Here is an 11,228-nt window from a genome sequence, read left to right as displayed (position 1 = left end):
CCGCCGAAGCCCACTGGCGCACCCACATCGCCACCACACCCAGCCAGCCACCCAGCACCGTCATCGACCTGCTCGGCGAATAGCCACCGGCTGGCGGGCACCGCCGGACCGGCACCGACGGACCAACACCTCGGTGGGCCCGGCGTGCCCTCGCGTCAACACGCAGGGCACGCCGGTAGGCACACCACGTCGCACAGCCGGAACCGAGGGCGACGGAGTGGGAACAGAACCAGCCTGACCAGCGCGGAAATCCGCTCGACTGGCACAGAAGAGTGGGGTCGGAAACACGAACGACCCCAAGCTTTCACCAACGCTGGTGGTGGAATGGCGCACGCCACGTTACGGTGTGCGCCATGCCGCTGTCGGGACTCGCCTGGCAGACTCTCCCGGATGCGGGGGCGTTGGCCCTGGTCGACACAAGTTCACGGCGGGCTGCAGCACTTGCCCGTCCCCATCCCAACGAGCTCCCCATGATTGACGTGGTCGACGTCGAACGCCTGGTCGTGGCGTGGCTGTCGCCACACACCCGGTATGCCGCCGAACAACACCTGGCCGAACGGGTCGATGACGATCCACACCGAACGATGGGGGCGTTGTGCTGGCTGCTTGCCATGTGGACGGTCACGATCCACCTGCGCACCGGGCAGTCCCCGTCCGCGGTGATCTCCGCGATGTCCTACCGGACGGTGTGGCGCAGCCCGGAGGCGCCGGAGTCGGAACGGGTCTGGGAGATCCTCACCGACCGGATCAGGCTCGGCACCCTGGCCGCCCTGACCGCGGACCGTGACACCGCCGTCGAGTTCCACACCCACGTCGACAACCCGCGCGGGCTGGCGCCCGTGCTGCTGCGCCACGCACTCGGCGTGATGGCGGGTGTCGTCGACGACATGAACATCATCGGCGTGGACCCGCAGGACATGGCGGGCACCCTCGCGCTCTACACGATCGACCCGGACGGGCCGACCGTGCCGTGCTTCCGACCGCTCACCTGAACGGACAGGGCGCGCGCCGCGCCGCCCCGGGCGACCATCCGCGCGGCGACGGATCCCGTGGTGACGCTCCATGACGGCCGGGCCGGCCGCCCGTTTCCTGTGCGGGCGGCGCGCCCGCCACGCCCGCCCCGTGCCGCCACCGACCGCCAGCCGCCGGTGCGGGCCGCCCGGGGCGCCGGCTGCGCACCGGCGCCGTGCGGGCCCGCGGGCGGGGAGTCGATGTAGACCGCTCTCGTCATCCCGGCGTGGCCGTGGATGGCGAGCAGCGTCTCCATCGACGGGTAGATCGCGACCGACCCGTGCTCGGAGTTCCACCACAGGACGCAGGTGCCATCGGGAGCCTGCGCCCCGAAGGCGACCGAACCCGTGCCGGACACTCCGGACACGTCGACATCACGCTCGAGATGAAACCGCCGTACCTGGCGAGCGGACATACTGGCCGACCTCCTCGCGGGTCACATCGCCGTGCCCCTGAGCGTTGCCCTACACCCCACCGGCGGCCACCCGGCCACCGGCTGGTCGGGCCACCGTAGCCGCCGGTGTCGGCGGCGGTCACCCGTTTCGCCGCGCCGGGCCGCGGCGCGCCCGCACATGCAGGGCGTCGCCGCAGGTCACACGCGCACGCCCACCTGATCAGACCACAGCAGTGTCCACCCTGACAGCCCTGGCGCACCATGGGCTCCCCAAGTTCCGCGGACGCCGTGGGTCCTGGCGGGCTCCGAAGGCCCGCGAAGCCCGCGGGCGCTCAGCCGGCGGCGTGGAACAGCGCCTCGGGAAACCGGCGGGCGGCGGCCGGGGTGAGGAACGAGTCGTAGGTGGTGGCCCCGAGCAGCCGGCGCTCCAGGAACGCCACCGTGTAGTAGGTCGTCAGGCGGTGGGCGCGGTCGATGTCGACAGCCGGCGGCCGGCAGGTCACCTCCGCCGTCACCTCCAGCCGCACCCGCACGCCCTCGGGCACCGGGCGGTCGCGCACCGCCGCGGCCTGGGCGCAGATCTCGGTGAACGAGTTGTGCATCCCGCCCGTCACCGTGACCAGGTAGCGCGGGTGCGCGCCGTGGAGCCCGTCGAAGGTGCGCCCGGCGTTGCGCTCCACCGGCGCCGCCAGGTCGTCGCTGCCGCCGACGAGCAGCACCGGGACGCGCACCCGGTCGAGTTCCCGCTCCGGTACGACCTCGGTGGCCGGCGCGATCCCGACCACGGCCCGCACCCGCGGGTCGGCCGGCGCCCGCAGGAAGCCCACGGTCGAGACCACCGAGGTCAGCCCACCGAAGGAGAAGCCGACGACGCCGACCTCGTCCGCGCGCACCATCCGCGACAGCGGGCAGTCCGGCTTCGTGAACGCGCTGATCACCGCCGAGACGTCGAGCAGCCGGTCGCTGGCGAGCTCGACGAGCGGGGCCTGCCGGCCCTCGGCCGCCTCGATCATGGTGTCGCCGGGATGGTCCGGCGCGGCCACGACGAAGCCGTGCGTCGCCAATGCCTCGGCCAGGTAGGCGAGCTGCACCCGACCGCCGGCGCTGCCGTGCGATACGACCACGAGTGGGAAGCGGCCCGGCGCCACCGGTATCTCCTCGTGGGCCAGGGCCGACGGCACGTCCACGCCCGGCGCCACCGGGTACCGCGCGGCCGGGTACTGCGCGGCCGGGGGCAGCGCGGCCGGGGGCAGCGCCACCGGGCCGAGGCGCGCTGGAGCGCCCGGGTACCAGACCGAGGTGGTCAGCAGCCGGCCCGGGCGCCCCGGATCCGAGACGGTCAGGGTCCGGTAGCCGGCGGTGAACGGGCCTAGCTCATCGGGTGCCGCGGGCGGTGCCACGCCGGTGGACCCGCCGGCCAGGACCACGCCTGCCCGGGCAGGGCCGGCGGACGGCGGGCCGGGCAGGGAGAGGAGCAGCCCCAGAAGCAGGGCGGCCACCAGCAGGGCACGCGGCACGACCGCGCCGCTTCCGGCGCTTCCCACCATGCGGCTGACACTACGCACGGTGACGGCGCCCGGTGCGCGGCGCGGCCCTTCTAAGCCGCATCGCCCCGTCTGCCCGGCGTGCGGCCGCTCAGCGGACAGCCGTCACCGCCGGTTGCCGAGGCTCATCACCGTCGTGACGTCGTCGCCGTCCGGGCCGCCGAGCAGCTCGGTGAGGCGGCGCGGGCGGCCGACGTGATAGCCCTGTGCCAGGCTCACACCGAGGTCGAGCAGCACCTGCGGCAGTGACGCGCGGTCCACCCCCTCGGCGATGACCAGCATGCCGGCCGTCCGCGCGATCTGGACGACCGCCTCCACCAGGGAGCGGTCGCGCGGGTTCGCATCGGCGTTGCGGACGACGTTCGCGTCGATCTTCACAGCCCACAGCGGGAGGTTGCGCAGCGCGACGACCGCGCCCGTTTGCATCCCGAAGTCGTCCAGCAGTACGGGGCAGCCGGCGGCGCCGAGCTGCTCGGCGAGCCGCCGGGCCGCGTCCGGGCTGGCCACCGCCGCGCTCTCGGAGATCTCCAGGCCCAGCCGGGAGGGGTCGACGCGGCCGTCCCGCAGGGTGGAGAGCACGAAGTCACCGAAGGCGGGGTCGTGCAGGGACCGCGCGGCCAGGTTGACGTACAGCCGGCCCGGCACGCCGCTGACCAGAGCGTTGACCGCCCGGAGGACGACCCACCGGTCGAGGTGCAGGCCCAGGTCGGTGTGCTCGGCCGCCGCGAGGAAGCCCCGCGGCCCGAGCTCGGGCCACACGCCGTCCCGCAGCCGGGAGAGCAGCTCGAAGCCGACCACCTCGCGGCTGGCGAGATCGACGAGGGGCAGCACGTCCAGCGACATCTGGCCGCTGTCGAGCGCGGCGGCGACCCGGCTGGTCACCGTCACCCGCAGCGCGGCCTCGTCGTACTGCTCCCGGGTGAACAGCCGGGCCCGGTTGCGCCCGGCCCGCTTCGCCTCCCGCAGCGCGAGATCCGCCCAGGCGAACGCGGCCTCGCTGCCGGCCGCCAGGTCCAGCGGGACGACGCCGATGCTGACCGTGGCCCGGGCCGGGAGCTCGCCGGGCGCGACGGGCCTGGTGGCGAGCGCGGCACACAGCCGCTCGGCGACGGCCAGCCCCTCGCCGCCGCCACCGGTGGGCAGGAGGACGGCGAACTCATCCCCGCCGAGCCGGCCGAGCATCGCCTCGGGCAGCTCGGCGCGCAGGCTGTGGGCGAGTCCGCGCAGGACGGCGTCGCCCGCGGTGTGGCCCTGCAGGTCGTTGACGTCGGCGAGGTGGTCGACGTCGAGCAGCAGCAGGCAGCCCGGTGGGCCCGCCGGGCCCGAGGTCTCCGCCTCGACCGCCGTGCCGGCGGCGGCGGCGGTTGCCGCGGCCGCGATACGGCCGTCCAGCTCCTCGGCCATGGCGTACCGGGTGGCGAACCCGGTGAGCGGGTCGACGGCGGGGGCGGCCGGGAGTGCGCCGCCGGCCGCCGCGGCGGCGTCGGCCGCGTGGCCGTCGGCACCTCCGGCCGCGTGGTCGACGCCGTGGTCGGCGACGTGGTCGAGGGCGTGGTCCGAGTGGTCGAGGGCGTACCCGGCGTCCGCCGCTTCGGGGCCGCCGCCGGGCTGGGCCGGGGACGGCGCCTCGGTGCCCGCGGCCAGCACGATCGCCGCCGCGGCGTCGAGCCAGGCGGCGTCCTCGAGATCGAGGCCGCCCGCCGCGTCGGTGTCCCGGCCGCCGGCGGCCGGGCCGGAGGACCCGGCGGGTGGGAGATCCTCCGCGAGGCCGGAGTCGGCGGGCGCCGGGCGCTGGCCGGCCGCCAGGGCGGCCAGGGCGGCCTCGGTGACGGCGGCCTCGGCGGCCCGCGCGGCGTCGGCGGCCTCGCCGGTGAGGTCGACGATCTCGAAGAGCAGCAGCTCCGAGGGCTGCCCGGCGCTCATGTCGCGGCAGCTGATGCGCAGCCGGCGCGGCTCGCCGTCGGCGCCGGCCCAGTCGAGGACTGCGGGCGGGGCCGCCGGGTGCAGCCCGGTCAGCGGCAGGCCGGCCTCGGCGACCGCGAGCCGCGCCTCGAACGGCGAGTCGGGGTTCCTCGTCCCGGTGACGAGGTCGACGAGGGCGTCGTTGACCCACGCCACCCGGCCGTCCGCAGTGACGATCAGCATGCCGACAGAGGAAGCCGCCGCGGCCAGCCCCGCAACCCCAGCGATCACCGCACCTCCCGCACCGCGCCGCCCGGAGTGCGCAGTCTAATGTCCGAAAGGACCCCAACCGTCGTTCACCGCGCCGCGCCGGGCACCACTTCCACTGGCGGGCCGGCCGCGGCGGAGCGCAGCTCGGAGTCCAGCCCGGCCCGGCTGGCGAGCTCGACGGCCAGCTCACGCGCCCACGGCAGGACCGGCCCGAGATCGACGGTGGCCAGCCGCCCGTCGACGACGACCCGCTCACCGGCCACCCACACCCCGGTGACGTCCCGCGGGGAGGCACAGTAGACGACCGCCTGGTACGGGTCGTGCACGAGCGCCAGCGACGGGCTCGCCTCGGCGAGGTAGACCAGGTCGGCGGCCTTGCCGACCTCCAGGGAGCCGACCTCGTCGGCGAGCCCGAGCGCCCGCGCGCCCTCGATGGTCGCCATCCGCAGCACCGTCGGCGCCGTCAGGGCCGTCGCCTGCAGGTGGTGCACCTTCTGCAGCAGGGCGGCGATTTTCATCGTCTCCAGCATGTTCTGGCTGTCGTTGCTCGCCGCGCCGTCCACGCCGAGCGCGACGGTGAGCCCGTCGCGCAGCAGCCGCGGGACCTGGCACACCCCGCTGGCGAGGATCATGTTCGAGACGGGGCAGTGCGCGACCGCGACCCGGTGCCGGCGCAGCAGTTCTACGTCGGTGTCGTCGAGCCACACGCAGTGCGCGGCCACGACCTGGGCGTCGAGCAGCCCACGCCGCGCGGCGAACTCGATCGACCCGGTGCCGCGCGTCGTCCGCGACGCGGTCACCTCCTCGCGGATCTCGTGCAGGTGGACATGCAGCCGGCCGGTCTGCGCGACCAGCCGGGCCGTCTCGTCGAGCAACTCGTCGCTGCTCGACGGCACGGTCGCCAGGCCCACCCGGAAGGTGGTCCGGCGGGAGTTGCGGGCGGCGTCGGCGAGCGCCGCGTGCTCGGCGAGGACGGCCGCGACCGGCCGGGGGTTCGCCGAGTCCGCCGGGCCGAACGACACGTCGCCGCGCAGGCCGACGGCGTCGAGGGCGTCGACCACCCCGGGGGTGACCGGGGTGGCCCCGGCCGCCGAGCAGAACATGTCGGCGACCGTCGTCACCCCGGAACAGGCCAGCTCGGCCGCCTTGAGCAGCGTCCCGACGTAGGCCATGTCCCGGGTGAGGTGCCCCTCGATGGGCTCGACGACGCGGACGAACCACTCCCACAGCGTGTGCGTCTCACCGATGCCGGTGACGAGCCCCTCGGAGAAGTGGCCGTGCGCGCTGACCAGCCCCGGGATCAGGATCCCGCCGCCGTCCCCGACCACCGGCAGGTCCGCGAACCGCGCCCGGACGTCCGCCGCGGTGTCGACGGCGGCGATCCGCCCGCCGACGACGGCGACCGCGGCGTCCCGCAGATGACCGCGGGGCCCCATGGTCAGGACGTGCCGGGCCCGCACGACGAAGTCGGCGGGCAGCGGAGCGGGACCCGCCGGTGGTGGGGTCACTTGAGGCCGATCGAGGTGTTGATGAACTCGTTCGTGAACAGGTCACCGGGTGCCAGGCCGGCCTTGAGCTCCTTGCGCTGGCCGGTGAAGATCGGCTCGAGGATCTCGATCATCCGGGTCAGCCGGTCCTCCTCCATGTCGCCGACGGCCGCGTTCGGCCCGTTGGCGACCAGGCCGCGCTCCTTCATCGTGGTGACGGCGAACTCGGCCAGGCCCGGCGAGTAGTTCCACACCGAGACGTCGTCGGCCTGCACGGCCTTGATGATGAGCGCGTTGGTCTCGGCCGGGTCGCTCACGAAGTCGACCTGCGACTGCTGGACGATCGGGATCAGCTTCTTCAGGCAGGGCGCGAGGGTCTCCTTGTCACCGGAGCGGATCGACAGCGCCTGCCCGTAGACCGGATACCCGGTGTCGTTGATCAGCTGGAGGTCGACGTCGTAGCTGCGCCCGCCGTCCAGCTCGTTCTTGTAGATGTAGGGCTCGGAGGTGGCGAACCCGCCCTGCGCGACGGCGCCGTCCTCGGTCACCCAGCGCGACGGGCCGCCGTCGTAACTGCCGTCGACCTGGGACGCCCGCAGGATGCCCGCGCCGAGCAGGTACTGCATGTAGGTGTCGGTCTCGTAGTACAGGACCTTCGTGTCGGTCTGGCCGATGTCGACCAGGGTGTGGAAGTTCGGGTTCTTCGCCTTGTCCCACATGATCATGATGGGGCTGACCTCGAACGGGGCGAAGACAGCCGTGGTCGGCTGGCTCTTGGAGTTCTGGATCGCCTCGTCCGAGGAGACCAGGCCCAGGTCGATCTCCGGGTCGAGGTAGAGCTGGGAGCTGACCTGCTCGAAGCCGATGGCCGGCCCGCCGAAGCGCACCTCGACGTTGACACCCGTGTCCTTGCCCTGGGCGACCAGCGACCCGGTGATGCGCTTGCCACCGGTGTCGATCTTGGCATCCGGGCCGATCAGGTTGTAGAGGAAGCCGTACTCGGACTCGGCGAACCAGTCGGTCTGGATCACCACGTTCTCCGGGCAGACTCCGGCGAGGTCGAGGGCGCCACCCGCCTCGGCCGCCGGCGCCCGCTCACCGCCGGAACCACTCTCGCCCGTCGTCGAGTCCCCGGAGCAGGCCGCCAGTGCCAGTGCCGCCGTCGCACCCAGGGCCACCACGCCCAGTTTTGTTCGTCTCATGTTCTCGCCTTTCAGGGAAGTGTGCGTTTCACGGGGTCCAGGAGGGCGCCGGCACAGTGGGAGGCGGGCCGGATCCGGCGGGACGAGGCCGGCTGACCGCGGTTGTCCGGCCGACCTCTGTCGTCCGACCGACCAGGGCGGTTTGGCCAAATCCGGGCGCGGGCCGCCCGAATCCAGGGGCGGGCCGGACGAATCCGGGGCCGGTCCGCCCGCGCCGGAGCACGCGCACGTGGTCTCGCGCACACGGTGTGCCGGCTGCGTCTCAGGGGATTTCGGAGCCGTACCAGGCCCCGGTGACAACCCGCGACAGGTAGCCGAAGAAGACGAAGACGGCCACCCCGAGCAGCGACGCGAGAATGACCGCACCGAGAAGCTGCTCCGTCATCAGCCGAGCCCGGTACAGATCTATCAGTACACCGATCCCTGGGTCACCCTGTTTGAAGAAGAAGTCGCCGACCACGGCACCGACCACGGCCAGGCCGGCCGACACCTGGAAACCCGAGAAGGTCGCCGGCAGCGCCGCGGGAAGCCGCAGCTTCACCAGCAGCACCCACCTCGGAACACGGTGCAACGCGAAGAGGTCCAGCATGCCGCGATCGACGGACTGCAACCCGAACAGCGTGCTGCTGATGATCGGGAAGAGCGCGATCAGCACGCAGACGATCACTCGGCTGACAAAGCCGTAGTGGAACCAGAAACCGATGAGCGGCACCATCGCGAGCGTCGGAATCGTCTGCAGGATAACCGCGTACGGATACACCGAACGCTCGATCCAGCGCGCCTGGCTCATGAGGACGGCCAGCGCCATGCCGAGGACGATGGAGATCCCCAGGCCGGTCAGCGCGACCGAGGTGGACAGCCACAACGCGCGCAGCAGCTGTTCGAGGTTGTGCCGGTCGAGGAAGGCGACATCCACGACGGCGTGCGGCGGTGGCAGCAGGAACCGGCGCTTCGGGTCGAGCAGCACCAGGCTCACCAGGTACCAGACACCGATCATGAACCCGAACATCGCCACGGGGCCGAGGACGTCCACCGACCGCCAGAAGGGGCGGCGCCCGGCCCGTCCGGGGCCGGCGATCTCCGCGGGGGCGGTGGTGTCCTCGGGGGCGGTGGTGTCCGCGGTCATGCCGGCTCCACCGCGCGCAGCAGCCGCGAGACGCGGGCCGTCAGCCGGGTGAACTCGTCGGTGAAGCGGATGTCCGCCGGCCGCGGGTAGGGGAACGGGACGTCCAGCTCGGCGACGATCCGGCCCGGTCGGGGAGACATCACGATCACCTTCGTCGACAGGAACACCGCCTCGGCGACCGAGTGCGTCACGAAGACAGCCGCCCCGAAGCGGCCCAGGCCGAACAACCGGAGCAGCTCGTCGTTGAGCCGCTCGCGGGAGAGCTCGTCGAGGGCGCCGAACGGCTCGTCGAGCAGCAGCAGCTCCGGGGCGAGCACCAGCGAGCGGGCCAGCGAGACCCGCATCCGCATGCCGCCGGACAACGACCTCGGCCGGTGCCGCTCGAACCCGGCGAGACCCACCAGCTCGATGAGCTCGGCCGCGGTGGGCCGGTAGGCGTCCCGGGGCACGCCGGTCACCTCGGCCAGCATCTCGACGTTGCGCCGCACGCTGCGCCAGGGCAGCAGCGTCGGGTCCTGGAAGACGTAGCTGATCCGGTCCGTCGCCCGGTCGACCGCGCCGACCGTGGCCTCGGTGAGGCCGGAGGCCAGCCGCAGCACCGTGCTCTTCCCGCAGCCCGAGGGGCCGACCAGGCTGACGAAGTCACCACGGCTCACGGCAAGGTCGACGCCGGTCAGGGCGGTCGTCCCGTCCGGGAAGCGCTTGCCGGCCGCCGTGAGCGTCAGCAGCGGCGGGGGGCCGGTGGGGGATGGTTCGCTCGGTGTCGACACCACTCATCCCTCGCTGCGGGCGTCGGCGCGGCCCGAGCCGGTTCCCGCGCCCCCGCCGGAGCCGGTGGTCGCGCCCGCGCCGGCGGGCCGGCCGCCGGGGTCCGTCGCCGGCCAGGAAAAGGCGGCCGTGGCGAGCTCCCGCGGGTAGACGACGGCGAACCGGCCGCCGGTGGCCTGCTCGACCACCGTCGCGGCCAGCGCGTTCTGGTGCGTCACGTCGAAGCGGACGCCCTCCCAGGGCATGACCGTCTCCGCGCCGGGCACGTTCGTCGCCACCAGCGCCGACCTGATCCGCTCCGGCTCGAGACCGCCCGCGGCGCCGATCGCCCGGGCCAGCACCATGACCGCCGTGTACGCGGCCGCGGCGGCCTCCGTCATCGGCCCGCCGTAGGCGCTCTGGTAGCGCGTCGACACCTCGGTCGCCAGCGGGTTCGCCTGCGCGACCAGCGACGACCACCCGACCTGCCGGCTCACCCGCCCGTCGAGACCGGGCACCGCGGCCAGCGGCACCGCCTCCGCCGCGGCCCCGTAGACGACGATCCCTGGCGGGGCGTAGCCGAGCCCGCCCAGCGCGTCGCCGAGCGCGCGGCCGGCACCGGGCAGCGCCCCGAAGAGCACCATGTCGGGCGCGGCGGCGCGGATCATGCCCACCTCGTCGGTGAGGTCCGGGTCGCTCGGCGCGTAGCGCACCTGCGCGACCAGCTCGACGTCGGTCTCCTCGGCCAGTTCCTGGAGCATGGCCTGCAGGTCGTGGCCTTCCGGCCGGTCGCCGTAAAGAACGGCCACCCGCCGGCGGGCGACGCCGTCCCGTTCCGCGCCACGCAGCAGGGAAAGGAACGCGCCGCCGAAGCTCCGCACGTCCGGACCGGAACGGAAGAACCAGCTCAGCCCACGTTCTGTTAGCGCACTCAACGGAACGTCACCACTCACGAATGGTGTTCCGAGGCGTTCGGCGCGTTGGCTGGCATCCAGCGTCGCCTCGGCGTCGAACGCGCCGACCATGCCGGCGACGTGCTCTTCGGCGACCAGGCGGTCTGTAGCATCAACCGCACGCTGCCGATCACTTTCTGTGTCCATTGTCACGATGGACAGCGAGGCGGCGCGGCCGGCGCCCCAGATGCCCGTCGAGGCGAGATCGGCGTCCGCGCCGGCATTGACGACCGAGGCGGCGAGATCCGCGCCGCGCTGAGCGTCCCGGCCGGCTTCCGCGTTCGCTCCGCCGAGCGGAGCCAACAGGCCGATCTTGACGACGCCGGAAACCCCGGTACCGTTGGAATTCGAATCCCCGGAGCAGCCGGTCGCCAGCAGCAGAACCGATGCGATCGCAACGCTTAGGACGCGCGACCGCGACACGATGGCCATGGCTCGTCCCCCACGTCGTCATCTTCCAGGCGCACGTTCAGACACTCGGTACAGCGCTCCACGCCGTACAGCGGTCAGAGTACCGACGGCGCGGCGTCGACAAGGACCCGCGCAATGCGAGGCCACTCTAGCCAGTTCACCCCCCGGCAAGAACAACGGG

General features: G+C 73.3%; 9 protein-coding genes. 1 reads left to right on the top strand and 8 read right to left on the bottom strand.

Going from position 1 to position 11,228, the window contains the following annotated elements; all coding sequences use genetic code 11:
* Positions 1–353: 353 nt before the first annotated feature.
* A complete protein-coding gene (locus MXD62_RS31075) occupies positions 354–992 on the top strand; it encodes a hypothetical protein (protein WP_248832923.1) in 639 nt (212 codons plus the stop codon).
* Here the strand turns inward: MXD62_RS31075 and MXD62_RS31070 are convergent.
* The 8 genes from MXD62_RS31070 to MXD62_RS31035 form a co-directional block, all read right to left on the bottom strand.
* Positions 938–1,426 (bottom strand): hypothetical protein, encoded by a 489-nt coding sequence (locus MXD62_RS31070; protein ID WP_020459887.1) that lies wholly within the window; start codon positions 1,424–1,426, stop codon positions 938–940. The genes MXD62_RS31075 and MXD62_RS31070 overlap by 55 nt on opposite strands.
* Before the next feature lie 311 nt (positions 1,427–1,737).
* Positions 1,738–2,952: a dienelactone hydrolase family protein gene (locus tag MXD62_RS31065; RefSeq protein WP_248832922.1), complete on the bottom strand. Its 1,215-nt coding sequence runs from the start codon at positions 2,950–2,952 to the stop codon at positions 1,738–1,740.
* Positions 2,953–3,054: 102 nt separating this feature from the next.
* The gene (locus tag MXD62_RS31060; protein WP_248832921.1) at positions 3,055–5,142 is read right to left on the bottom strand and encodes an EAL domain-containing protein; all 2,088 of its coding nucleotides are present in this window, start codon (positions 5,140–5,142) and stop codon (positions 3,055–3,057) included.
* A 65-nt stretch (positions 5,143–5,207) separates the two neighbouring features.
* Positions 5,208–6,629, bottom strand: a complete 1,422-nt coding sequence (locus MXD62_RS31055; RefSeq protein ID WP_248832920.1) for an amidohydrolase family protein — start codon at positions 6,627–6,629, stop codon at positions 5,208–5,210.
* On the bottom strand, positions 6,626–7,810 hold the full coding sequence (locus MXD62_RS31050; RefSeq protein WP_248832919.1) for a hypothetical protein: 1,185 nt from the start codon (positions 7,808–7,810) through the stop codon (positions 6,626–6,628). Before MXD62_RS31050 ends, MXD62_RS31055 begins: the two co-directional genes overlap by 4 nt.
* Positions 7,811–8,072: 262 nt before the next feature.
* Positions 8,073–8,936, bottom strand: coding sequence for an ABC transporter permease (locus MXD62_RS31045; RefSeq protein WP_248832918.1), 864 nt, complete (start codon positions 8,934–8,936; stop codon positions 8,073–8,075).
* A complete protein-coding gene (locus MXD62_RS31040) occupies positions 8,933–9,706 on the bottom strand; it encodes an ABC transporter ATP-binding protein (RefSeq protein WP_248832917.1) in 774 nt (257 codons plus the stop codon). The genes MXD62_RS31045 and MXD62_RS31040 overlap by 4 nt, the downstream gene beginning before the upstream one ends.
* 3 nt (positions 9,707–9,709) lie before the next feature.
* Positions 9,710–11,068, bottom strand: a complete 1,359-nt coding sequence (locus tag MXD62_RS31035) for an ABC transporter substrate-binding protein (RefSeq protein WP_248832916.1) — start codon at positions 11,066–11,068, stop codon at positions 9,710–9,712.
* Positions 11,069–11,228 lie beyond the last annotated feature (160 nt).

This window comes from Frankia sp. Mgl5 (assembly GCF_023242985.1).
GTDB lineage: Bacteria > Actinomycetota > Actinomycetes > Frankiales > Frankiaceae > Parafrankia > Parafrankia soli.
Note: the sequence above shows the minus strand (reverse complement) of the source record. Positions and strands in the feature narration are given on the sequence as shown.